Raw genomic sequence first — 22167 nt, forward strand, 5'->3', positions numbered from 1 at the left:
CACCTAAACACGATCGGCCGCCGCCCGCTAGAGGGCGACGGCCGATCATGGTTTGACCTGCGGTGATGCGAACTACTTGGTCGACGGACCAACCTTCACGGTGATCGTCGAGCCGTCCTTGGGCTGCTGGACGATGGTGATCCGGGTGTTGGTGTCAGGAACCTGCACGCTTCCCGTGGGGTTCTCCTTGTACCAGTAGGTGCCCCGGTGGTCGTCGAACATCGGGACGCCGGCCTGCGGGCGGACCGTGGTCGCCACATCGGCCTTGTGCAGCGTCAGCGCGTTCGTCGGGTAGAAGCTGAAGGTCGCGTCGAACGGCGTGATCTTGTTGCGCATCAGCGTGCCGTCCGCCCACTTCAGCGGCTTGGCGTGGGCGTCGACCGGCAGGATCTGGCCGTGGCCCGGGTGGACCGCGACGTTGTTGTCCTTCTGGGACAGGTCCCAGAGCCAGATGAGCAGACCCGGCGTGTACGCGTAGTGCTCCACCCAGGACGGGCGGGTCTTGGCGAAGCCGAAGTTGTACGGGCCGACCTTGAGGGTCTCGTCGTACGACACGAACTGGCGGTTCTCCGCGATGTAGTACTGCGGGTAGTCGTTGGTGAACGACTCACCGATGCGGGAGAAGTTCTTCGACGTCCAGCCGTTGTCGTCGCCCTCGCCGCCGTCGGTGAAGATCGCGGCGCCGTCGGCGTTCACGGTGATCGCGTCGGCGGTGAAGCCCTTGCCGCCCGCGCCGCCGTCCGTCTGGTAGCGGAAGCGGAGGTTGATCTTCTTGCCCGCGAAGGCGTCCAGGTTGTACGAGAGCTTCTTGTACGCGCCCGACACGTCGGTCAGGGCCGGCTTGTCGCTGGGGTCGCGGCTGATCGGCTTGCCGTCGGCGGTGCCGTCGAGCGCGGTCCAGGTGGCGCCGCCGTCCGTGGAGGCCTCGGCGTACAGGAAGTCGTAGTCCAGCTCGATGTCCCACCAGCCCGACAGGTCCAGGGAGGCCTTGGACTTGCCGGTCAGGTCGACCGGGCGGGACAGGGTGTTGTTGAGGTTGTCACCCATCCCGCTCCACCACTGCTTGGTGCCCTCGGCGGGCTTCACGATGGTGGTGGTGACGGGCTTCTTCGGCAGCTCGACGACGAGCGCCTGCTTGTCGGCGGTGTTGTACTCCGACACGCCGAGCTTGGTGGTCGAGTGCGTCGCAGCCTTGGCCGTGCCGTAGTTGAGCCAGCCGAGCTGGAGCTTGTCCCAGGCGGTCATGTCGCCCGGCATGTCGCCGATCGAGTCCTTGCCGGTGCCCAGCCAGGAGCCGGCCGACATCAGGGACCAGAAGCCGACCGAGTTCTCGGCGGTGTTCGTGGTGTCGTAGAGGTCCGGCAGACCGAGGTCGTGGCCGTACTCGTGGGCGAAGACGCCGAGGCCGCCGTTCTCCGGCTGCATCGTGTAGTCGCCGACCCAGATGCCGGTGTCGCCGATCTGCGTGCCGCCGGCCTTGTTGTCCGCCGGGCCGGTCTTGCCCGCGTCCGTGCCGTAGGCGTACGAGCGGTGGGCCCACAGGGCGTCGGTCTTCTGCGCGCCGCCGCCGGCCGACTCGTCCTCGCCCGCGTGGACGATCTGGAAGTGGTCGATGTAGCCGTCGGGCTCGTTGAAGTTGCCGTCGTTGTCGAAGTCGTTGCGGTCCCACTGGTCGTACTGCGCCAGCGCGGCCTTGATCTGCTCGGTGGTCTGGCCCTTGGCCTTCTGGTCCGCGGCCCAGGCGTTGACGCCGTCGCGGACCAGGTCCATCACGTTCGAGCAGTTGGTGGCGCCGCAGTAGTTCGAGCCGTAGCGGGCCTCGTTCGCCGGGACGCGCACCCAGTCGGTGACGGTGCCGTCGACCGAGTAGCGGCCCGAGGAGGTCTTCTCGTAGTACGTCTTCAGGGAGTGCTTCTGGGTGCCGTCGGCGTTCTTGCCGGTCCCGAAGTACAGGTCCTGGAAGTGCTGCCGGCTGTAGTCCTTCTGCCAGGCGGTGGAGTTGTCCTTGGTGCGGTCCGGCTGCTGGATGGTGTTGTGCGCCGGGCCGGGCGTGCCGCCGTACTTGAGGACCGGCGGCTTGGGGCCGGTCGGGCCGTCCGGGTCGAACATGGTCGTGCTGTCGACCTGGTCCCCGAAGTCCACCAGGACGGTGAAGATCTTGTCGGTCTTCTCGCGGCCGAGCTCGACGTACTTCTTGTCGTCGAGCTGGACGACCTTGGAGGCGCCGCGCTGCTGCACCTTCCTGTCGCCCGCGATGACCTTCTCCAGCGCCACCTGGCGCTGGAGCTCCCGCTGCTTGGTGAACGGGCCCGGGATGTTGTCGACGTGCTTGCCCGAGACGGTGCCCGGGTCCCGCCGCTCGACGGGTGCCGGGGCCTTGCCGTCGGCCTGGGCGGTGGCGAACGCGGAGCCTATCGCGCCGGTCGTGGCCAGGGCCACGAGTATGGCGGCAGCTCTGACCGCTCGTCTGTTGCTGGTCACTTGATGATGTCCTCCCCCGCGGCCGCAGGCACGGACCGGGGGTGAGGGGTCTGGTCTCCGGTGCGCGGCACGCGTCTCAAGTGACGACATTGGACCGGAGTTGCCAAAGAAAAGACAGATCTTGACTTGGGTCAGGCAATTACATTATGCAGAGCCGTAGTTCCGGTATCCGAACGCTTCCGATGTGCTACCCAACCGGGACATCGGGTGCGCCTGTCCCACCTGATGGAATGCGGAATGACTCCGTGCGCCCCCTGTGCTCCGGCACCGTGGGTTAGGTCACGCTTACCAACGGTTCCGCAAGGGCAAGCACCGTCGTAGAGTCGCTTGACAGTGCGATCCGGTTGCCCGGTCGAGAGACCCGCCCCATCCGATGCCTGCCCCCGAGGACGGATACCGCCATGCCGCGTCCGACTGCAGCACAGCTCGCCTACGGTTCGGCCACCGTCGTCTTCTCGACCGTGGCCATGATTCTGCTCTCCCAGACCGACTCGGGTGTCGGGGTGGGCGTGATAGTGCTCGCCGCGCTTCTGCTCGGACTGCTGGTCGCCATGACGGTCCCCATGCCGAAGGCGGCGCGCACGGTCCGTACGAACCGCGCCGCCGCCGTCGGCAAGAGCGCCGAGGTGCGTGTACCGGCCGACTCGGTACGGAGCTGACGCCCCGCACCGGACCGGCTCCGGGTCAGGGGGCGGTCGAGACCACCACCGTCTTCCCCGCCTTGTCGTGCAGGCCCTGTTTGTAGGGCTTGTCCGTGAGGATCGTGATGATGAGGACGATCTGCCACAGACAGGGACAGCACAGCAGGGCGGGCAGCCAGAGCACGGCCGTGCGGGCCAGCGCGGCACTGGTGGTGGGCACACTGCCGTCGTTGAGCATCGCGACCCGTAGGTTCAGCAGCTTCTTGCCGACCGTCCGACCGTCGCGCTTGAGCATGATGGTGTCGTACGCGAGATACGCCACGATACCGATGAGGTTCCAGGCGAGTCCGCTGCCGCTGTACGCCCGGCTGATGACGTCGGAGGTGTCCTCGCCGCTCCGCGTCTCGTACACCCAGCGGTCCGAGGTGGCCCACTCGAGGAGACCCAGCGGGATCGCGATCAGCAGGGCGTCGATGATGCGGGCGAGCAGCCGCCGGCCGAAGTCGGCGAGCGGCGGCATCCCGCTGAGCGGGTCGGGACCGCCGTACTGGTTTCCCCGTGGGGGCTGGTCGCGCAGTTCCCCGCGCCCCTTAGGTATCTCCGGCCCCAGGCATCTCCAGCCCCTCGGGCGGCAATCCAGCCCCTCCCGCGTCTGAGGAGCGGGCGGGGTCCGGGGCGGAGCCCCGACCCTTCAGGGGCGCGGGGAACTGCGCGAGCAACCCACCACCGGCCCGCAGAGAAAGACCGGGCACAAAAGGGGCGCGGGGAACTGCCCGACCAGCCACCCACCGGCCCGCAGGCAAAGCCCGGGCACAAGACACCGCGGCCCCCACGGGTCAGGTCCGTGGGGGCCGCGGGGGCTTGACGTTACTTCAACTCGCCTGTGTGGCAGGCATGTTGCGGGTCACAGATTGCCCCGCTTCTCCTGCTCCCGCTCGATCGCCTCGAAGAGCGCCTTGAAGTTGCCCTTGCCGAAGCCCATCGAACCGTGCCGCTCGATCATTTCGAAGAAGACCGTCGGCCGGTCCTGCACCGGCTTGGTGAAGATCTGGAGGAGGTAGCCGTCCTCGTCCCGGTCCACCAGGATCTTCAGCTCGCGCAGGGTCTCCACGGGCACCCGGGTCTCGCCCGCCCACTCGCCCAGCGTGTCGTAGTACGAGTCCGGCGTGTCCAGGAACGCCACACCCGCCGCACGCATCGCCCGTACCGTCGAGACGATGTCGTTCGTGGCGAGCGCGATGTGCTGGACGCCCGCGCCCCCGTAGAACTCCAGGTACTCGTCGATCTGGGACTTCTTCTTGGCGATGGCGGGCTCGTTGATCGGGAACTTCACCTTCAGGGTCCCGTCCGCCACCACCTTCGACATCAGCGCGCTGTACTCCGTCGCGATGTCGTCGCCCACGAACTCCTTCATGTTCGTGAAGCCCATGACGTTGTTGTAGAACGCCACCCACTCGTTCATCCTGCCGAGCTCGACGTTGCCCACGCAGTGGTCGATCGCCTGGAACGTGCGCTTGGCCGGCGGCTCGACGATCGGGGCGGCCTCGACGAAGCCGGGCAGGTACGGGCCGGTGTAGCCGGACCGGTCGACCAGGGTGTGGCGGGTCTTGCCGTACGTGGCGATCGCGGCCAGCACGACCGTGCCGTGCTCGTCCTTCAGCTCGTACGGCTCGGTGAGCCCGGTCGCGCCGTGCGCGGTGGCGTACGCGTACGCCGCACGCGCGTCCGGCACCTCGATGGCGAGGTCGACGACGCCGTCCCCGTGCTCGGCCACGTGGTCGGCCAGGAAGCGGCCGTGGTCGGTGGACGCCTTGATGACGGAGGTGAACACGAAACGGGCGGACCCGTTGGTCAGGACGTACGAGGCGGTCTCGCGGCTGCCGTTCTCCGGTCCGGAGTACGCGGCGAGCTTCATGCCGAAGGCGGTCGAGTAGTAGTGCGCGGCCTGCTTGGCGTTGCCGACGGCGAAGACGACCGCGTCCATTCCCTTCACCGGGAAGGGGTCGGCCTGCCGGGCGGTGTCGGGCGTGTGATCGATGGTCTCAGTCATAGCGGCAGGCTCCCCCCGTCCTGCAAGGTGCGCAATAGTTTGTGTCTGGGCTGTGCAATCTGCCCAGTCAGCTAGGGGTCATCATCCACCTTCTGTACATCGTGACCATCCGGAGAGGCTCATGGCGATCGATCATCTGGACGGGCGGCTCATCGTGCTCCTGGCGCGGGAGCCGCGTATCGGGGTGCTTGAGGCGTCCCGCAGGCTCGGCGTGGCGCGCGGCACCGTCCAGGCCCGGCTCGACCGGCTTCAGTCGAATGGAGTCATCCGGGGATTCGGCCCGGACGTCGACCCGGCGGCCCTCGGCTACCCGGTGACCGCCTTCGCGACCCTGGAGATCAAACAGGGCCAGGGCGCCGACGTACGGGCGCACTTGGCCACCGTGCCCGAGGTCCTGGAGCTGCACACCACCACCGGGCACGGGGACATGCTCTGCCGTCTGGTGGCCCGCTCCAACGCCGATCTCCAGCGGGTGATCGACCGGGTCGTCGGTTTTGATGGCATCGTCCGGGCCTCCACGGCGATCGTCATGGAGAACCCCGTTCCGCTGCGGATCATCCCGCTGGTGGAGCAGGCCGCGGAGGACTCCGCCAGGGGCTGAGGACTCCGTCCGGGCCGGGACTCCCTCCGGGCCGGGACTCCGCCCGAGGCCGAGGAGAGGTGGCGCGCATGAGTTTCTGGAGCTACCTGTCCAGCCGGCACCAGCAGCTGCTCACGGACGCCTTCCAGCACGCCAGCGCGGTCTTCCAGTGCATGGTGATCGCGACCGTGCTCGGGGTCCTGATCGGCGTGCTCACCTACCGCAGCGGCTGGGCGGGCGCACTCGCCGTCACCGCGACCTCGACGGTCCTCACCATCCCCTCCCTCGCCCTGATCGGTCTGCTGATCCCGCTGGTGGGGCTCGGGGTCGCGCCCACGGTCATCACGCTGACGCTGTACGGGCTGCTGCCGATCGTGCGCAACTCGATCGTCGGGCTGCGCGGAGTCGACCCCTCGCTCGTGGACGCGGCCAAGGGCATCGGGATGTCGCGCCTGGCCCGGCTGCTGCGGGTCGAGCTGCCGCTGGCGTGGCCGCCGATCCTGACCGGGATCCGGGTGTCGACGCAGATGCTGATGGGCATCGCCGCGATCGCCGCGTACGCCTCGGGCCCCGGGCTCGGCAACGAGATCTTCCGCGGCATCGCCTCGCTCGGCAGCGCCAACGCGATCAACCAGGTGCTCGCGGGCACCCTCGGCATCGTCGTCCTCGCCCTGCTCTTCGACGCCGCGTACGTCCTGATCGGCCGACTGACCATCCCCAGGGGGATCCGTGCCTGAGCCGTCCGACACCGCAGCCGAGGCCCCCGCCGCCACCACTTCGGGCGCCTCCATCGAGCTGGAGAACCTGACCAAGCGCTATCCGGGCAATCCGGGACCGGCCGTCGACAACGTCAGCATGGAGATCAAGGCGGGCGAGACCGTGATCTTCGTGGGGCCCTCCGGGTGCGGGAAGTCCACCACGCTCAAGATGATCAACCGGCTGATCGAACCGACATCCGGCCGCATCCGGATCAACGACGAGGACGTCACCGACATCGACCCGGTGAAGCTGCGCCGCAAGGTCGGCTACGCGATCCAGTCCTCCGGGCTCTTCCCGCACATGACGGTCGCCGAGAACATCGCCCTCGTACCGAAGATGGTCGGCTGGTCCAAGTCGAGGGTGAAGGACCGGGTGGAGGAGATGCTCGACCTGGTCGGGCTCGATCCGCGCGAGTTCCACGGCCGCTATCCGCGCCAGCTCTCCGGCGGACAGCAGCAACGGGTCGGTGTGGCCCGGGCGTTGGCGGCCGATCCGCCGGTGCTGCTGATGGACGAGCCGTTCGGCGCGGTCGACCCGATCACCCGTGACCACCTCCAGGACGAGCTCATCCGGCTCCAGCACGAACTGCACAAGACCATCGTCTTCGTCACCCACGACTTCGACGAGGCGATCAAGCTGGGCGACCGGATCGCGGTGCTGCGCGAGCGTTCGCACATCGCCCAGTTCGACACCCCGGAGGCGATCCTCACCAATCCGGCCGATGACTTCGTGTCCGGGTTCGTGGGGGCGGGCGCGGCCCTGAAACGGCTGAACCTGACGCGCGTACGGGATGTGGAGATGGCCGGAGTGCCGACCGTCACCGTCGACGACCCGCTCCAGTCGATCTTCAACAAGCTGCGCAGCGGCCCGCACAACGAGCTGCTGATGCTGGACCGGCGCGGGCGCCCGTACAAGTGGCTGCGGCGCGGCGACCTGATGCGGGCCAAGGGGTCGCTCGCGCGGGCCGGGCAGCTGGTGCACGACACGGTGACCCGGGACGCCACCCTGCACGACGCCCTGGAGGCGGTGCTGATCGACTCCGGCGGCCGGGTGGCGGTGACCGGGCGGCGCGGCGAGTACATCGGCGTCGTCGACATGGAGACCCTGATGAACTCCGTCCACGAGCTCCTGGAGGCCGACCGGCTGGCGGCCGTCGAGCACCAGCACGATCTGGAGGAGACCCGCCACCATCTGACCGAGCAGGAGCTGGAGGGGTCGGAAGGCGGTGCGGGCGGATGAGCACCGCACCCGAGCGCCCGCCGGGCGAGCACGAGGCCGGCGGCCATGTCTTCCGCGACGAGGAGGCGGAGCCCGCCCCCGCGCCCGCGCCGCCGCCGCGCCGGATCACCTGGCAGAAGCTGGTGTTCCTGCCCGCGGTACTGGCCGTGGTCCTGCTGGTCACCTTCCTGTGGATCACCAACGTCCACCTGGACTCGATCGCCGAGAACTCGCTCGACAACGGCAATGTGCAGCTGCGGCTCTGGCAGCACGTGAAGCTCACCGCCATCTCCACCTTCTGGGTGCTGCTCGTGGCGATCCCGCTGGGCATCGCGCTGACCCGGCGCGGGCTGAGCCGGGCCGCTCCCCTGGTCACCGCGGTCGCCAACATCGGCCAGGCGACCCCGGCGATCGGGCTGCTCGCCCTGCTGGTGATCTGGCTGGGCATCGGCCCCTCGACGGCGATCGTCGGCATGGTGATCTACGCGGTGCTGCCGGTGCTCTCCAACACGGTCGCGGGCCTCAGGGCGATCGACCCGCAGCTGGTGGAGGCCTCGCGCGGCATCGGCATGTCGGCCCTGGGCACCCTGGGCAAGGTCGAACTCCCGCTCGCGGTCCCGCTGATCCTCGCGGGCGTACGCACGGCGCTCGTCCTGAACGTCGGCACGGCCACCCTTGCCACCTTCGGCGGCGGTGGCGGGCTCGGCGACCTGATCACCTCCGGCATCCAGACCCAGCGCATGCCGGTCCTGGTCCTCGGCTCGGTCCTCACGGTCGCGCTCGCCCTCCTGGTGGACTGGCTGGCGTCGCTGGCCGAGGTGGCACTGACCCCGCGCGGCCTGGAGGTGGGGTGATGGGCGGCGTACGGACGAAGTGGGCCGGGGCTGCCGGGGTCCTCACCCTGCTCGCGGTCTCGCTCACCGGCGGCTGCGGGCTCACCAGCGGTTCGCCGATGGTGGACGACGTGAAGCCCGGCTCGGTCGGCCAGGGCCGTCCCCTCAAGGGCGCCTCCCTGACGGTCACTTCGAAGAACTTCAGCGAGAACATCATCCTCGGCCAGATGGCCGGTCTGGTCTTCAAGGCGGCCGGGGCCGACGTCGTCGACCGCACCAACCTGCCGGGCTCCATCAGCGCGCGCGAGGCGATCGTCAAGGGCGACGCGGACGCGATGTACGAGTACACCGGCACGGCGTGGATCACCTACCTCGGCAACAGCAAGCCCATCACCGACCCGTTGGCACAGTGGAAGGCGGTGCGGGACGCGGATGTGCGGAACGGGGTGACCTGGCTGCCCCAGTCGACGCTCAACAACACGTACGCCCTCGCCATCAGCAAGCGGAACAACGCGAAGTACAAGCTCAAGACCCTGTCGGACGTGGCCGCGCTGACCAAGGAGGACCCGTCGGCGGTCTCGGTGTGCGTGGAGAACGAGTTCGCGTCGCGGGACGACGGGCTGCCGGGCATGGAGAAGGCGTACGGGATGTCGATCCCGGCCTCCAGGATCCAGAAGATGGACGCCGGGATCATCTACACCCAGGTGTCCAAGTCCAGCTCCTGCCTGCTGGGCGAGGTCTTCACCACGGACGGCCGGATCAAGGCGATGGACCTGGACGTCCTGACGGACGACCGGCACTTCTTCCCCAACTACAACGCGGCCCCCGAGCTGCACGCGAAGACGTTCGCCAAGTACCCCGCGATCGCCGCCCTGTTGGACCCGGTCAGCGCGAAGCTCACCACCGAGGTCGCCCAGGACCTCAACGCCCGGGTCGACGTGGAGGGCCGCGATCCGCACGACGTGGCGAAGGAGTGGCTGGTGGAGCAGGGGTTCATCCGGGAGGGATGAGGCGGGCGGCGAGGCCCGCAGGCCGCCGCCGCCCGCACAGGGAACACCTTGCAAAGAGCTCGATGCAAAGAAACACTTGCAGAGAGTTCTTTGCAAAGCTACGGTTGCCTCATGAGCGAGCACGAGAACCCCGAGCCCGACACCTCCCAGCAGGAGCCGCGCGAGCGTTCGCTCGACGCCCGCTCGCTGCGGGGCCTGGCCCACCCCCTGCGGATCCGGCTGCTGGCCGCACTGCGGCACGACGGCCCGGCCACCGCCTCCCAGCTGGGCGAACGCCTCGGCGAGTCCAGCGGCGCGACCAGCTACCACCTGCGCCAGCTCGCCGCGCACGGCTTCGTCGAGGACGCGCCCGAGCACGGCAAGGGCCGCGAGCGCTGGTGGCGGGCGGCCCACGAGGGCACCACGTTCACCGAGGAGCTGCACCGCGACCCCGACCCCGAGGTGCGCGGCGCCGTCGACCTGTTCATGCACGAGATCGCGACCATCCACACCCAGGAGCTCTCGACCTGGCTGGGCACCGCGAACGAGTGGCCCGAGGAGTGGTCCACCAGTTCGGACATGAGCGACTTCACGCTCCGGCTGACCGCCTCTCAGCTGCGCGAGCTCAACGAGAAGGCGCACGAGCTCATCGAGGGCTACCGCGACCTCGCCCACGCCAACCCCGAGGACACGGCCCAGGTCCGCGTCCATCTGCACTCGTTCCCGCGCAAGAGCCACTGACCCGAGACCTCGAACCAGCGAAGGGACCACGGACATGCTGCCCGCCACGCACCTCACCCTGCACGAGTACCGCGCCGCCGAACTCCGCGAGGAAGCGGCCGAGTACGCACGCGTACCGCGCCCCGAAAGCCACCGCATACGCACCCGAGTCGGCCTGAGGCTGGTCGAGTGGGGGACGCGTCTCGCCCAGCCCGCCCCGCCGCGCCACCGCACCCGTATCGCATGAACGGCTACGGGGGGCACGAGGAAGGAGACCGGCGGAAGAGGACACGCGTGCCCCTGGCCGCCGTCCTGACGGCCAACACCGTCTCCACCGCGGGCAGTTCACTGACCCTGATCGGCGTTCCCTGGTTCGTCCTGGAGACCACCGGGAGCGCCGGCCGGGCCGGGGTGGTGGCCTTCTGCGCCACCCTGCCGATCGTCGTGGCCGCGCTGGTCGGGGGGCCGGTCATCGACCGGCTGGGGCGGCGGCGGGTGAGTGTCGCCTCCGACCTCGTCTGCGCGCTCGCCATCGGGGCCATCCCGCTGCTGCACTTCGCCGGGGCGCTCCACTTCTGGCTGCTGTGCGCGCTGATGGCGCTCGAAGGGCTGGCCGTCACACCGGGCCGGACCGCCCGTTACGTCCTGGTCCCCGACCTCGCCGAGCGCGCCGGGACCACCCTGGCCCGCGCGGCCAGCCTCTTCGACGCCGTGCAGCGCGGCGCCAGGATGGCGGGCGCGGCGCTCGCCGGGCTGCTGATCGCGCTGGTCGGCGCCGAGTCCGTACTGCTCCTGGACGCGGCGACGTTCGCCACCTCCGCGCTCCTCGTCGCCCTCGGCATCCGCGGTATCCGCGCGGCCGAGCCGGTACGGGACGCGGCGCCGGTCTCCCTCACCGGCTACCGGGCCGAACTCCGCGAGACGTACGCCTTCTTGCTGCGCGCCCGGCTGCTGCTCGCGGTCACCGTGATGGTCATGGTCACCAACGGCCTCGACCAGGGCTGGAACGCCGTGCTCCTCCCCGTCCACGCCGAGCGCGAACTGGGCGGCGCCACCCAACTCGGGCTGCTCACCGCCTCGTTCGGCGCGGGCGGACTGTTCGGGGCGCTGCTGTACGGAGCGGTGGGCCACCGGTTCCCCCGGCGCGCGGTGTTCACCACGGCCTTCGTCCTGGCGGGCGCGCCCCGCTTCGTGGTGGCCGCGCTGACCGGCTCGGCACTGCCGCTGGCGGCCACGATGGCGCTCGGCGGCCTCGCGGGCGGCATGCTCAACCCGATCCTGACGACGGTGACGTACGAACGCGTCCCCCAGGAGCTGCGCAGCCGTGTGTCCGGCGCGCTCACGGCCGGCTGCGAACTGGCGATGCCGCTGGGCGGCCTGGGCGCGGGCCTGCTGGTCGACGGCATGGGCGCACAGGGCGCGCTGCTGGTGGTGGGCGCGGTGTATCTGGCGACGACACTGAGCCCGCTGGTGTTCCCGGCGTGGCGGGGGATGGACGAGGAAGTCCCGGTACAGGGGCCGGAGTCGAAGCGGGAGCCGGTGGGCGCGAGCTGCTGAGCGGCCGGCGCCGCTCAGAGCCTGTCTTTGAACCCCGGCCTGCGCACCGGCCGCCGCTGCGCAGGCGGGGGTTCAAAGACAGGCTCTCAGCAGCCGGGCACGTCCCCGCCCTTGTCCAGGGCCTTCAGGGCGGACACCGCACCCGACAAGGTGGTGACGGGGATCAGGCGCAGCCCGCTCGGCAGCTCGGCGCGCGCGTCCGAGCACTCGTCCTTCGGCACCAGGAACACGGTCGCCCCGTCCCGCCGCGCGGCCCGCGTCTTGAGCGAGACGCCGCCGACCGCGCCGACACTGCCGTCCGCGTCGATGGTTCCCGTACCGGCGATCGTGCGCCCGCCGGTGAGCTCGCCGCCGGAGCCGTTGCCGTCGAGCTTGTCGACGATGCCGAGGGAGAAGAGCAGCCCGGCGCTGGGCCCGCCGACGTCGGCGAGGTTGAGGGTGACCTTGACCTGCTTCGGGCCGAGGTGGAGGTAGTTCAGGGCGGCCGCGGTGGCGCTGTCCTGCGACTCCTTCATCTCGGCCCGGTTGTGCTCGGTGATCTCCTTGTCGCTGCCGCCGCTCGGGTAGACCGAGTCGCGGGGCATGACGGCCTGGTCGGTACGGAACCAGGCGCGCACCACGTCCCTGATGCCCACCTCGGCGGACGGCCCGGTCGCCTCGATGGTCGTCATCCGCAGCTGCCCGGTGGTGTGCCGGGCGGGTCTGCCCTCGATGGTGATCACCGGCGCGCCCTTGTCGTCGCCGAGCACGTTCGCGGTCAGCCCCGGCTGCGCCACCGAGAACGGCAGCGGTGCGAAGCCGACGACGGCGAGCAGCGCGACGACGGGGGCGGTGCCGATGGCGAGGTTGCGGAGGCGTGAGTGACGGGGATGCACGGACCCAATGTATCGGGGCGTGCCGAGCGACCTGCGGGGGCTCGGCCCCGCAGATCACCGGTCGCGCCCCGCGCGCGGCACCCGCCCCGGCTCACCGCAGCGCGTCCGCCACCTCCCTCGCCGCGTCCACCACCCTCGGACCGACCCGTTCCGGCACCGCGTCCGCGAGCATCACCACGCCCACGCTCCCCTCTATCCCCGTCACCCCGACGAGCGGCGCGGCGGCGCCGCTCGTCGGGGTGACGGGGATAGAGGGGAGCGTCCCCCACCCCCTACGGTCAAGAAAGAAGCCAGCACACGGCCGTGTGCCCGAGTGGCTGAGGGGCTCGCCTGCAAAGCGAGTTACGCCGGTTCGATTCCGGTCACGGCCTCTACCTGGCCTGACCAGGAAGAATGAAAGGGCGGCACCCTGGAAGGGTGCCGCCCTTTCGATCGTTCGTCTCAGTTCCCGTCTCAATTCGCTCCCCGTGATCATGCTCGGGTAAGAGGAGAGCCAGAGAGCCTGACAACGAGGCGGACCGTGCTAGCCCACAGCGTTGTCAGTGGCGGGTGGCAGACTCGCAGGATCTAACGTCTCCGCGACGGAGGGCCCGTGCACAACCACCCGCTCCACCGCTCCCTCTTCACCGCGTGCCTCTGCTGTAAGGCTGAGCAAGAGTTCGTCTTCACGTCCAAGACAGACCATGTCATCTGTAAGAGCTGCACACGACATCAGGGTGATACAGCGGCGAAGGCAATCCTCCGCGACGCAGACCACGTTGGCCTGTGGCGCTCTGAACTCGCCCTCGAACAGGAGAGGCGGAGCCACGAAGCAGCACGGCTCCGTGGCGCTCTTGAAGAGCGCAACGCCGAGATTGCACGGCTACAGACCCTGATTAGCGATCTACGGGCGACCTTGGCCGAGGGAGTCGAGAAGGCCCCACTCGCCTCAGTGGAGCGGTGGTGGACCAACGCGCAGGTCGCCGAGGCCACACGGAAGCGCGATCACGCCTATCGATCCAGGGACTACGCCTTTCGGGCGCTGTGGGCAATTAACCGGCTGCATCATCAAGATGAGACCCGTGATGGGTACTGCTCGTGCCGTCGCCGAGCAGACAGCTGCAAGGAACTTTCCGCGCTGACACCAGAGTTGAGCGCACTCACCCGGTGGGAGAAGAATCAGATCGACAGGATACGGAGCGGGCAGTCGCACGAACTCCCTGATGAACATCCCGAAGTACTCAAGCGTCGAGCGTATCGCCGAAATCCCTGGTGACCACGGCAACCGATCGCAGACGGGCGGACAGGGCAGTCCCGAAGAGACTGCCCTGTCCGATATTCCTGTCTAGTCCACCCGCACGGGCACCCCAGCAAGCCCGCCGTCATCGTCTGGCCGGTCCGTCTGGGGCTTCCAGATCAGGCCGTCCACCTGCCTCGCGATATCCGTCCGCACGGCGTCGACCATGTGTTGATAGCGGGCGGCCATGGCCGTGGTCGACCAGCCCATGAGGCCCATCACCGCCCGTTCGGGGACCCCGAGGATGAGCAGAACCGTGGCGGCCGTGTGGCGCGCATCGTGCAGACGCCCGTCCCGCACCTTCGCTTCAGCGAGAAGAGCTTTCCACTCGGTCCAGTCCCGGCGGTGCGACGGGCTTCGGCCGTGCTCATCCGGGAAGACCAAGCCGTTCTCCTCCCAGCGTTTCCCAGCCTCTGTTCGCTCCACATCCTGTGCCTTGAGGTGCGCATGGAGCAGGTCAACGAGCTGTTCGGGGAGGCCGACCGCGCGACGGCCGGCGCGTGACTTGGTGGTGGACAGTTCCGGGTTGGTTCGTCGCCTCTGCGGGCAGTACCCGGCGGTCTTGCGTCCGCAGGGCTCCGTGCAGCCGTGAGCGTACTGCGCGCGGTGGCGACTACGGCGGACCACGAGGAACCCACCCTCAAGGTCCACGTCGTCCCATTTCAACCCGAGGACCTCCCCTTGACGCAGTCCGAGGGCGAGCGCGACGGCCCACCGTGCGGAGTTGCGATGCTGGTCAGCGGCCTTCAGCAGTCGCTGTACCTCTTGCACGCTGTAGGGCTCCACTTCGTACTCCCCCGTCTTCGGGGCCTTGGCCAACTGAACGGGGTTCTTGCCGAGATGACCGCGCCGTACAGCCTCATTGAGGGCCGTACGGAAGGTTCGGTGCACCTGGTGAGCAGTCGCGGGCTTGCTGCCGTTGGCCTGCATCTTCGCGTAGAACACCTCAATGTGCTCGGGCTTGAGCCGGTCGAGACGGTGAGCGCCCAAGCCGGGGATGAGGTGCTTTCGGACCGCAACGCCGTACCCGACCATCGTGTTGTCGTTGACGGCGAGGGGCGCGACGTTCTCAACCCAGTGCGTCAGCCACGCCTTGACCGTCCACGCCTTGCCGGGCTTCTTCACGGTCTTGGTGTCGCGCTGTTTCTCCAGCTCTCGGACACCGTCCGCCACTTCGGTCTTGGTCTTGCGTTCGACATGGCGGCGGTCCGGCTTGCCGTCGTCGCGGACGCCGACGGTGACGCGGCCGTGCCATTTGCCGTCCTTGCCGAAGTAGATCGAGCTGCGGCCGTTGGGCTGTCGGGTGCGCTTCTTCTTGTCCTCTGCCACAGGCAGACTCCTGTTTCTTGTGTGTCGGGATGGGGGCCGGGGCGGCGGGCTGTCCTGTCCGGGAGTGCCGCCGCCCCGGGCGTCGTCAAGCGGCGCGTTGGGCGGTACGGAGACGGGCCGCGTACGCGGCCGGCGCGTCGACCGGGACCCTGCGGAGTCCGCCGACCATGACGGACTCCAGTTCGCCAGTGCGGATGAGGGCGAAGCATCTGGTCCGGCCGATGCGGAGGCGGCGGGCGGCCTCTTCGACCTTGAGGAAGACGAGAGTCGGATCATCGTCGGTCGGGGTAACGGATATGTCGTGTTCGTCCAAGGCTCACTCCTCCGGTGGGCATGAGTTCATTGGCAGGAGCCGCCGCACAAACCGCAAAATCCGCAGAAAAGCCAGGAGAGGCCGTTGACCTGCGGTGATGTGGTTCGCGGACGGGGGCGGGCGGTGCTCCGCAGAAACCCGCGTTATTCCGCAAAAATCAGGGGCGACTGTCGGCCGGTCCCCGTGGGCGGGGTGGCGCTCGGTTTTTTGCGGAATATCGCGGGATTGTGCGACGGGCCCCCTCCCGGGGTCGGCGTGGGGACCCGTCGCAGGTCAGCGAGGCAGCCGGGCTTTATTGCGGATTTTGCGGTTTGTGCGGGAGGGATTGTGCGGGTCGGCCGCGTCACCGGCCGCCGTGGTGCAGGGACGGGTGGGCCAACAGGCGGGGTGCCGGGGGTCGTCCGCGCTTGCCGGTGCGCTCGGGTTGGTAGGACCGCAGGTATCCGTGGTCTTCCAGGAGCGCGAGGGCGGGTTCGAGGTCGGCGACGGTGGGCACCTCGCTGCGAGACAGAACCGTGAAGACGTCCCGCCGGCTGACGTCCTCCCATCCGTTGTCCCGCAGCACGCCCAGGACGCTGCGGGCGCGGGAGAGGACGGGGTCGGCGCCCATGACGTCGAACACGGCGAGGGCATGAGCGGTGTAGTAGCCGCCCAGCTCGATGGCCGCACGCATGGTGTCTTCGGTGACCGGGCGGGCGTAGCCGCTGCCGCCGTGTTCGGCGAGGTGCAGCAGCGCGGCCATGCGGGCGGTCGCCCCGGCGAGCTTTCCGGCCCAGTTGGAGATGTGGCCCAGCGTGCCGCCGCGTGCCTTGAGCTGCGGTTCGATGTGCTCCTGATAGGCGATCAGGGCCGTGTCCGCCTCCGGGGTGAGCTGGATGACGGCCGGGTCGGTCCACTCCGCCAGGGACAGGGTCAGGTCGATGACCCGGGCGGTGTAGGCGGCGGCCGTCTCTTCCGGCACCGGGTCGGTGATGACCTCTCGTTCACCGACCGTGGACACCGGCAGGGAGTACAGGAAGCGGGCCAGCAGTCCGCGCCCCTCGAACCCCTTCACCTTCCCGATGTCCCGCAGCACGTCCGGCTGCACGGCGAGGCCGATGGTCAGCGCGGGGGCGTCGATGTACTCGCGGCGGGTCTGACGGTTCACCCGCAGCCGGTCCCCCGCATGTCCCTTCAGGAAGACTTCCATGTTGGGGGCGCCGGAGTAGCGGCCGGCGATGATGTCGAAGATGCCGCCCTCCGCGCTCATCACCGACAGCCGGCCGCCCTGTTCGGCCATGAGCGAGGTGACCGTCTCGGGTGTCGAGTCGTCCGCCAGCAGCACCGGTTCGGCGGGGACGGTGAGCGTGTCGGCGGTTTGCGCGAGGCCGACCGCGGTCGCCACGATCTCGTCCCGCTTGTCGCCGTCGGCGGACGCGGCCTTGGCAGCGGCCTTGTCCGCCGCTTCCTTGGCCAGCCTCGCCGTCAACTCCGCTTCCACGATCACGGGCTTCATGGCTGTCTTGAGCTGCTTCTCCGCCTCATAGAGGGGGTCGGTTAGCAGGGCGAAGACGGCTGACTTGCGGTTCGCGGGCGGCAGCGCCACCACGGTGTAGAGGTTGGTGGGCTCACGCCAGTTGCCGCGCACGTGGACCACCGACCGGCCTCCGGCCGCCGTGGCGAGCACGGCAAGGGCGACCGAACCAGCAAGGTCCACCGGGGTCTGCGTCTCCTCCGCGACGGCCGCCACGAACTCCCCCAACCAGGCGGGGAGGACGTGGGCGGGGAACGGCGGACGCTCACGCTGGCCGGTGAGGGGGATGGGGTCGTCCCACATGGGCTTGAGCGGCTGCGGCGGGGTGTCGTGCGTGGCGAGTCCGGCCCACATGTCCGTGCTGTCCACAGGCTGTGTGGGCATGTCTCCTCCTTCGTCGTCGTTCAAGGTGGGTTCGCTGAAGCAGCCGCAGCCGCCCCAGTCCTCACGGTCGGTGGCGCCACCGGTGATGCGCGAACGCAGTTCCACCAGCGGCAGGGGGTGGGTGATGCCGTCGATCCGCTCGCGCAGGATCGCTACGTCTTTGCCGAGTTCGGCACGCAGGGCCTGTTCCTGGCGTTCCTCGGCGGCGAACCGGGCGGGGTTGGTCTCATAGAGCAGGGCCCATTGGGCTTGTCCGCCGCGCACGCATGCTCCGCCACAGTTGTTGTGCGGGAAGCCCTGCGTGTACAAGCGCGGGCGGCGCAAGCCCATCGCTTCGGCATTGCGCAGCAGGTCTTCCTTGTCGAGGTACGGCGGCTCACACAGCGGGGCGAGCGCCGTCCAGGGCCGGTATGCCGCCTGAATCGCCGGAAGCCGGTGCGTCTCGCTCCAGTCGATTCCGACATAGACCGCACACACGGCCGGGTCGGTGTGCTCCTCCAGCCACCTGCGACAGGGGATCTGCTTCAGGTACTGGCTGCACGGTGCGATGCGGCTGTTGCCGATGATCCGCCGGTCCTGGAAGACCTCCCACGGAGTGCGACCATCGGCAACCTTGACCAGCCGCGCCCCGAGACTGCCCGCCGCGTCGTCCAGGAACCGGTACAGGTCCGGGTCTTCAACCTTGGTGTCCGCGAACAGCAACACCACTTCATTGGGCCCGTGTTCGTCGATGACACGCTTGGCCGTGGCCCAGGAACCGATACCCCCGCTCATCATCACCACGTGCCGGATCGGGGCGCTCATGAGACTGCCCTCTGCTCCGCGACGGTGTGCGGGCAGACGCCGACACGGGCGATCAGCCTGATGACGGCCGCGCGACCCCGGGCGCGTTCGTGATGCCCGCAGGCACAGAGCCAGTCCGCGACCGGCACGCCCTCGCACTGGATCTGAAGCCCCCGGGCGATGCCGGTGACGGTGACCGTGTGCGGGTCAGAACCAACGACAGAAAGGACGCCCTTGCGGGCGGCGACCTTCGGTTCACCCACGGCCGACCGTAGCGGGCACTGTACGGCGCCATGAGGGCCGCACGTGGGGGTTCGGGATGCCTCGTTCATGCCGCGCGCCCCACAGTCGCCTCAAGGCCGTTGGTGACCGCGCGGCGCGCATAGGCCGCCGGGACGCCCACCGAGACGGCGACGGCCACGATCTCTTCACCGATCGCCGCGAGGCCGCACGGTCCCGGACACGCGGTGTGCTGTGAGGCAAGGAACCGGGCGACGCCGAACGCCCTTGAGCCGGCGCCGGATTCGGTGCGGGCCCGCACGAGGGCGAGGCCGCGTTCCAGACCGGTGCGGACGTAGCGCTCGGTGTGGCAGCACCCGATGGCCACCGACCGGCCCCACGCGGCGCGCGTCGGGAGAGAAGAGGCCACCTCCCCCGGGGCGGGGGTGGCCTCTTCCTTCACCACCAGGGCGCGCACGGCCGCCGGGAGAACAACCATCCGGCCGGTTCCGGGACCGAGCCAACGGGCGTACTGCATCAGGGACTTGATGTCGGCACCCGGACGGACCGCGTTCGACGACGGCATGGCGCCCCGGTAGATCCAGTGTTCGCCCCGCGTCGTCGACACAATGCGGGTGCGAGGCAGGCTCTCACGGGCCCACGCGACGGCCGCCGCGTTGTCGAGGTCGACCACGGTCAGCCCGGCCCCGCCGGGGTGGTAGGCGACCGCCACCGCCTCACGCCACACCGGCGCCCACACGGGCGAGGCGAAGACGTGCGCGTCGGCGGTCGCGGCGGCCCACGCATGGCACGGCGCCGGGCACTGGCAGGGGCCCGGCGACTTCATGTTGGGCCGTCCGCCGCAGGCGCCGTCCTTACAGGAAGGGCAGTTGCCGAACGGCACCTTGCCGGCCCGCAGCGGCAGAACCGGGACACCGGCCGCCGCGAGGGCGAGGGCGGCCCGCAGAACTTCGGGCGTCGTGCTCATGCCGCTGCCCTCCCGTCCAGGGCGAGGAACTGGGTGGCGATCCACTCGGTGTAGGCAGGCGGGATGCACTCGCGGATGCCATCGCGGTTCATCCAGTCCACGACCATCACCTTCCGGGCGAGGGGGACGCCGGAGAAGTTGCCGATGAACTGGCCGAAGTGGCCGGGCGGGACGGGGCGACCCATCTTGGCCTGAGGAGCGGTGTGCGCGGGGTGCGGGAGCTGCGGGAGTCGGAAGCATCCGCCAGCTTCGAAGTAGCGGTGGCGGTAGGTCTCCAGCCCGAACATGGGCCCGCACAGCATCACGGGACGGCGCAGCTTCGGCAGCGCGCCCCGGACGTTCTCGATGACCCACGGCCGCCTGGAGGCCTCCAGTGCGGTGCGGGTGGGGGCGATCAGGTCGGGGTGGGTGTTGCCCCGGATGCGCTGGCAGCCGCTGTCGTGCTGGCACGGCGGCGAGGCATGGATGAAGTCAAAGTCCGCGCCATGCTCGCGGATGAAGGCGACCGCGTCCGCCTGCACGAAGGTGAAGGGGTAGCGGGGCTGCGGGGCGAGGTCGACGCCAGTGACGTCGAACCCGGCGAGGTGGTAGCCCATGGATGCCCCGCCCTGGCAGCAGAACGCGTCCAGCAGACGCGGCCGGGGCACTCGCCCCGATCGGGTGGCGTGGGCCGAAGGGCCCTCGCCGGAAACGCGCAGTTGGGTCATGCTGTAGGTCTCCTGTTCTGCAACGTCGGGACTCGGAGACCGTGGGCGGCGGGCTGTCCTGTCCGGGAGTGCCGCCGCCCACGGGCACAGCTAGTGGTTCTTGGTCCAGTGGGCGTATTCCTGGCGGACGTAGGCGCGCGGGTCGGCGGCACTCGCCGGGTGCTCCGGCCAGTACGGCGTGCCGCGGTGGTCGCCTTCGCCGTCCCGGTCGCGCTCGATCAGTCGACGGGCCGCTTCCGTGGCCACCTCGCACGCGTCACCGTGGAACCCGTCGGCCTCGTCCTGGAGTGCGATGCGGTCCAACAGCGCGGCTTTGCGAAGCCAGTACTCCCGGTCAAGGTCCTTGCCGAACGGCTTGTCGACGGCCGCCTGAGCGGTCCACCCGATCTCGCTGACCATGCTCGGAGCGAGCGTGTACGCCTCGTCCGGGGTCGGCCATGGGCCCAACTCGGGGCGGTGGTCGGCGGTGACGTACAGGCGCCGGTGTTTACCGTCGCGGGTGGGGTAGTCGCGTACGGCGCCGATGGCGAACGCACTGTTGAGCGCGGTGGTGACGCGGTCGGCGTCGGCAGGGTCGCAGATGATGCGGATCTCGATCACGTCTCTCCTAGCGAGGGTCAGAAGGGCGGTTCGTCGCTGTAGCTGTCGGGCAGGGTGCGCCGCTGCCGGTACGGCAGCGGGAGCAGGACCGTCCGCCACTGCGTCCAGCAGTCGCAGGGCTCCCAGTCGATGCCGTCGTACTCGCCGGTCTCGGGGTGGCCGTAGTCGTGCGGGATGCCGCCCACGCCGTCGCAGTTGCGGCAGTGAGGGCGGGGCGTGTCGGTCAGGACCAGGGACCGGCGGAGCCAGTGGGCGACCTGAATGCGGAGTCGGATCAAGGGTGTTGGCCTTCCTTGGTCAGCTGTAGAACTTGTTCCGCTTGATGACGGCCTTGCGGATGTTGACCGTGGTTCCGCCGCTGTGGCCGCTCGTGCTGAAGGCCTGTACGGCGATCCAGCCGCCGAAGATGACGGCGGCGAGGATGATGAGCTGGTGGATGAACGCGGCGAGCGCGGCGATGAACGTGGTCAGCAGGACCAGGCCGCCGCACACCGCGCCGAATCCGATGCCTCCGAGCGCGATGTTCACCGCCGCCCGTGAGACGGCCGGCTTGGCGGCGACCGGTTCGGGCTTGGCGGGCTCGATGGCGTAGCCGATGACAACGCGGCCGTCCGGGAGGACGACGCTCGCCACGGCCGGGACGGCGCCCGGCTGCACGGGCACGAGCGGTGTCGTGTGCGCGGGGACGAGCGGGGCGGGGGTGTGGACGTGCACGGCCGCCGTCTCGTGTGCGACCGGACGGCCGTACGGGGTGGGTTCGTTCACGGTGCTGGTCTCCTTTCGGGTCAGCGGCTGATGCCGGGTAAGGCGTCGGTGAAGGCGGTGACGAGCTGGTTGACGGTGTCGGCCGCGCCGGTGTGGGCGAGGTAGAAGCCGAAGAGCGCGACGGCGACGGCCGCACCGGCGCCGACGGCCTTGAACCGCAGTAGCAGCACGACGACGACGGCGAGCAGCAGAACGAGCGGGACGGTGAGGGTCACGGAGTCTCCCGGCGGGTCAGCGGGTGCCGGCGCGGTAGGTGCGCGCGGCGCGGTTGTAGATCCAGCGGCCGACACGTATGCGCTTGCCGGTCGCGTCGCAGCGGCGGCAGTCCTTGCCGCGCTTGGCGTTGCCCTTGCGGTTGGTCTTGATGGTGTGGCCCATGCCAGAGCACTTGCGGCAGTCCCCGAACGGGCTCAGCCAGCATGCGGCGACGTAACCAAGGGTGACCATCAGCAGGAATGCGGTAGCGAGCACTGCAAGGCTCATCAGGGGCCCTCTCAGAGGGGTTGAAGGGAGTTTTCGCAGGTCGGCCGCTAGACGCTAGCGGCCTGATCAGGGGCGGTTTGGGTCGCTAGCAGGGTTGCTACCGG

23 protein-coding genes, 1 tRNA gene and 1 pseudogene are annotated in these 22167 nt (G+C 69.4%); 10 read left to right on the forward strand and 15 right to left on the reverse strand.

The window, feature by feature from the left end; all coding sequences use genetic code 11:
- Positions 1-72 precede the first annotated feature (72 nt).
- Complete coding sequence (locus A8W25_RS11835) at positions 73-2481, reverse strand: immune inhibitor A domain-containing protein (protein WP_067159516.1); 2409 nt, start codon at positions 2479-2481, stop codon at positions 73-75.
- A 401-nt stretch (positions 2482-2882) separates the two neighbouring features.
- Here A8W25_RS11835 and A8W25_RS11840 point away from each other — a divergent pair, with 401 nt between their 5' ends.
- Positions 2883-3140: a hypothetical protein gene (locus A8W25_RS11840; RefSeq protein ID WP_067159520.1), complete on the forward strand. Its 258-nt coding sequence runs from the start codon at positions 2883-2885 to the stop codon at positions 3138-3140.
- A gap of 25 nt (positions 3141-3165) precedes the next feature.
- Here A8W25_RS11840 and A8W25_RS11845 read toward each other — a convergent pair whose 3' ends face one another.
- Together A8W25_RS11845 and hppD are read right to left on the reverse strand one after the other, a co-directional pair.
- Positions 3166-3762, reverse strand: a complete 597-nt coding sequence (locus A8W25_RS11845) for an RDD family protein (RefSeq protein ID WP_420708457.1) — start codon at positions 3760-3762, stop codon at positions 3166-3168.
- Positions 3763-4026: 264 nt separating this feature from the next.
- On the reverse strand, positions 4027-5172 hold the full coding sequence (gene hppD / locus A8W25_RS11850; protein ID WP_067159525.1) for a 4-hydroxyphenylpyruvate dioxygenase: 1146 nt from the start codon (positions 5170-5172) through the stop codon (positions 4027-4029).
- A 121-nt stretch (positions 5173-5293) separates the two neighbouring features.
- Here hppD and A8W25_RS11855 point away from each other — a divergent pair, with 121 nt between their 5' ends.
- The 8 genes from A8W25_RS11855 to A8W25_RS11890 all read left to right on the forward strand — a co-directional run bounded on the left by A8W25_RS11855 (position 5294) and on the right by A8W25_RS11890 (position 11828).
- Positions 5294-5773: an Lrp/AsnC family transcriptional regulator gene (locus A8W25_RS11855; RefSeq protein WP_067159528.1), complete on the forward strand. Its 480-nt coding sequence runs from the start codon at positions 5294-5296 to the stop codon at positions 5771-5773.
- Positions 5774-5841: 68 nt separating this feature from the next.
- Complete coding sequence (locus tag A8W25_RS11860) at positions 5842-6489, forward strand: ABC transporter permease (RefSeq protein ID WP_067159531.1); 648 nt, start codon at positions 5842-5844, stop codon at positions 6487-6489.
- The gene (locus A8W25_RS11865; RefSeq protein ID WP_067159534.1) at positions 6482-7750 is read left to right on the forward strand and encodes a betaine/proline/choline family ABC transporter ATP-binding protein; all 1269 of its coding nucleotides are present in this window, start codon (positions 6482-6484) and stop codon (positions 7748-7750) included. Before A8W25_RS11860 ends, A8W25_RS11865 begins: the two co-directional genes overlap by 8 nt.
- On the forward strand, positions 7747-8583 hold the full coding sequence (locus A8W25_RS11870; RefSeq protein ID WP_067159537.1) for an ABC transporter permease: 837 nt from the start codon (positions 7747-7749) through the stop codon (positions 8581-8583). The genes A8W25_RS11865 and A8W25_RS11870 overlap by 4 nt, the downstream gene beginning before the upstream one ends.
- Positions 8583-9572, forward strand: a complete 990-nt coding sequence (locus A8W25_RS11875) for a glycine betaine ABC transporter substrate-binding protein (RefSeq protein ID WP_067159540.1) — start codon at positions 8583-8585, stop codon at positions 9570-9572. Before A8W25_RS11870 ends, A8W25_RS11875 begins: the two co-directional genes overlap by 1 nt.
- A 111-nt stretch (positions 9573-9683) precedes the next feature.
- Positions 9684-10292: an ArsR/SmtB family transcription factor gene (locus A8W25_RS11880; RefSeq protein WP_067159543.1), complete on the forward strand. Its 609-nt coding sequence runs from the start codon at positions 9684-9686 to the stop codon at positions 10290-10292.
- A gap of 34 nt (positions 10293-10326) precedes the next feature.
- The gene (locus A8W25_RS11885) at positions 10327-10518 is read left to right on the forward strand and encodes a hypothetical protein (RefSeq protein ID WP_067159546.1); all 192 of its coding nucleotides are present in this window, start codon (positions 10327-10329) and stop codon (positions 10516-10518) included.
- Positions 10515-11828, forward strand: a complete 1314-nt coding sequence (locus tag A8W25_RS11890; RefSeq protein ID WP_067159549.1) for an MFS transporter — start codon at positions 10515-10517, stop codon at positions 11826-11828. Before A8W25_RS11885 ends, A8W25_RS11890 begins: the two co-directional genes overlap by 4 nt.
- An 86-nt stretch (positions 11829-11914) precedes the next feature.
- On the opposite strand, the gene A8W25_RS11895 is transcribed toward A8W25_RS11890, so the two are convergent.
- The gene (locus A8W25_RS11895; protein WP_067159552.1) at positions 11915-12703 is read right to left on the reverse strand and encodes a PDZ domain-containing protein; all 789 of its coding nucleotides are present in this window, start codon (positions 12701-12703) and stop codon (positions 11915-11917) included.
- A 91-nt stretch (positions 12704-12794) separates the two neighbouring features.
- Positions 12795-12935, reverse strand: a pseudogene (locus A8W25_RS32220) (IclR family transcriptional regulator); the annotation flags it as partial.
- Positions 12936-13002: 67 nt separating this feature from the next.
- Between A8W25_RS32220 and A8W25_RS11900 the strand changes: the two are divergent.
- Positions 13003-13074, forward strand: a tRNA-Cys gene (locus A8W25_RS11900).
- 953 nt (positions 13075-14027) lie between these two features.
- Here the strand turns inward: A8W25_RS11900 and A8W25_RS11905 are convergent.
- The 10 genes from A8W25_RS11905 to A8W25_RS11950 form a co-directional block, all read right to left on the reverse strand.
- A complete protein-coding gene (locus A8W25_RS11905; RefSeq protein ID WP_067159555.1) occupies positions 14028-15308 on the reverse strand; it encodes a tyrosine-type recombinase/integrase in 1281 nt (426 codons plus the stop codon).
- A gap of 85 nt (positions 15309-15393) precedes the next feature.
- Positions 15394-15621, reverse strand: a complete 228-nt coding sequence (locus A8W25_RS11910) for an excisionase family DNA-binding protein (protein WP_067159558.1) — start codon at positions 15619-15621, stop codon at positions 15394-15396.
- A gap of 343 nt (positions 15622-15964) precedes the next feature.
- Entirely contained in the window at positions 15965-17503 is a 1539-nt protein-coding gene (locus A8W25_RS11915; protein WP_067161067.1) for a YfjI family protein, read from the reverse strand.
- A 1126-nt stretch (positions 17504-18629) separates the two neighbouring features.
- On the reverse strand, positions 18630-19508 hold the full coding sequence (locus A8W25_RS11920; RefSeq protein ID WP_067159561.1) for a bifunctional DNA primase/polymerase: 879 nt from the start codon (positions 19506-19508) through the stop codon (positions 18630-18632).
- On the reverse strand, positions 19505-20104 hold the full coding sequence (locus tag A8W25_RS11925) for an SAM-dependent methyltransferase (RefSeq protein ID WP_234386442.1): 600 nt from the start codon (positions 20102-20104) through the stop codon (positions 19505-19507). Before A8W25_RS11925 ends, A8W25_RS11920 begins: the two co-directional genes overlap by 4 nt.
- 201 nt (positions 20105-20305) lie before the next feature.
- Complete coding sequence (locus tag A8W25_RS11930; protein WP_067159564.1) at positions 20306-20815, reverse strand: hypothetical protein; 510 nt, start codon at positions 20813-20815, stop codon at positions 20306-20308.
- A gap of 17 nt (positions 20816-20832) precedes the next feature.
- On the reverse strand, positions 20833-21093 hold the full coding sequence (locus A8W25_RS11935; RefSeq protein WP_067159567.1) for a hypothetical protein: 261 nt from the start codon (positions 21091-21093) through the stop codon (positions 20833-20835).
- Positions 21094-21112: 19 nt separating this feature from the next.
- A complete protein-coding gene (locus tag A8W25_RS11940) occupies positions 21113-21580 on the reverse strand; it encodes a hypothetical protein (RefSeq protein ID WP_067159570.1) in 468 nt (155 codons plus the stop codon).
- Positions 21581-21600: 20 nt separating this feature from the next.
- Positions 21601-21795, reverse strand: coding sequence for a hypothetical protein (locus A8W25_RS11945; RefSeq protein ID WP_067159573.1), 195 nt, complete (start codon positions 21793-21795; stop codon positions 21601-21603).
- Positions 21796-21811: 16 nt separating this feature from the next.
- A complete protein-coding gene (locus A8W25_RS11950) occupies positions 21812-22063 on the reverse strand; it encodes a hypothetical protein (protein WP_067159576.1) in 252 nt (83 codons plus the stop codon).
- Positions 22064-22167 lie beyond the last annotated feature (104 nt).

Source organism: Streptomyces sp. ERV7 (genome assembly GCF_001653515.1).
Lineage (GTDB): Bacteria > Actinomycetota > Actinomycetes > Streptomycetales > Streptomycetaceae > Streptomyces.

Coding starts and splice junctions, on each gene's coding strand:
- A8W25_RS11840 (WP_067159520.1), top strand. CDS start 2,883: ATGCCGCGTCCGACTGCAGCACAGCTCGCCTACGGTTCGGCCACCGTC.
- hppD (WP_067159525.1), bottom strand. CDS start 5,172: ATGACTGAGACCATCGATCACACGCCCGACACCGCCCGGCAGGCCGAC.
- A8W25_RS11855 (WP_067159528.1), top strand. CDS start 5,294: ATGGCGATCGATCATCTGGACGGGCGGCTCATCGTGCTCCTGGCGCGG.
- A8W25_RS11860 (WP_067159531.1), top strand. CDS start 5,842: ATGAGTTTCTGGAGCTACCTGTCCAGCCGGCACCAGCAGCTGCTCACG.
- A8W25_RS11870 (WP_067159537.1), top strand. CDS start 7,747: ATGAGCACCGCACCCGAGCGCCCGCCGGGCGAGCACGAGGCCGGCGGC.
- A8W25_RS11875 (WP_067159540.1), top strand. CDS start 8,583: ATGGGCGGCGTACGGACGAAGTGGGCCGGGGCTGCCGGGGTCCTCACC.
- A8W25_RS11880 (WP_067159543.1), top strand. CDS start 9,684: ATGAGCGAGCACGAGAACCCCGAGCCCGACACCTCCCAGCAGGAGCCG.
- A8W25_RS11885 (WP_067159546.1), top strand. CDS start 10,327: ATGCTGCCCGCCACGCACCTCACCCTGCACGAGTACCGCGCCGCCGAA.
- A8W25_RS11890 (WP_067159549.1), top strand. CDS start 10,515: ATGAACGGCTACGGGGGGCACGAGGAAGGAGACCGGCGGAAGAGGACA.
- A8W25_RS11920 (WP_067159561.1), bottom strand. CDS start 19,508: ATGAGCACGACGCCCGAAGTTCTGCGGGCCGCCCTCGCCCTCGCGGCG.
- A8W25_RS11925 (WP_234386442.1), bottom strand. CDS start 20,104: ATGGGCTACCACCTCGCCGGGTTCGACGTCACTGGCGTCGACCTCGCC.
- A8W25_RS11950 (WP_067159576.1), bottom strand. CDS start 22,063: ATGAGCCTTGCAGTGCTCGCTACCGCATTCCTGCTGATGGTCACCCTT.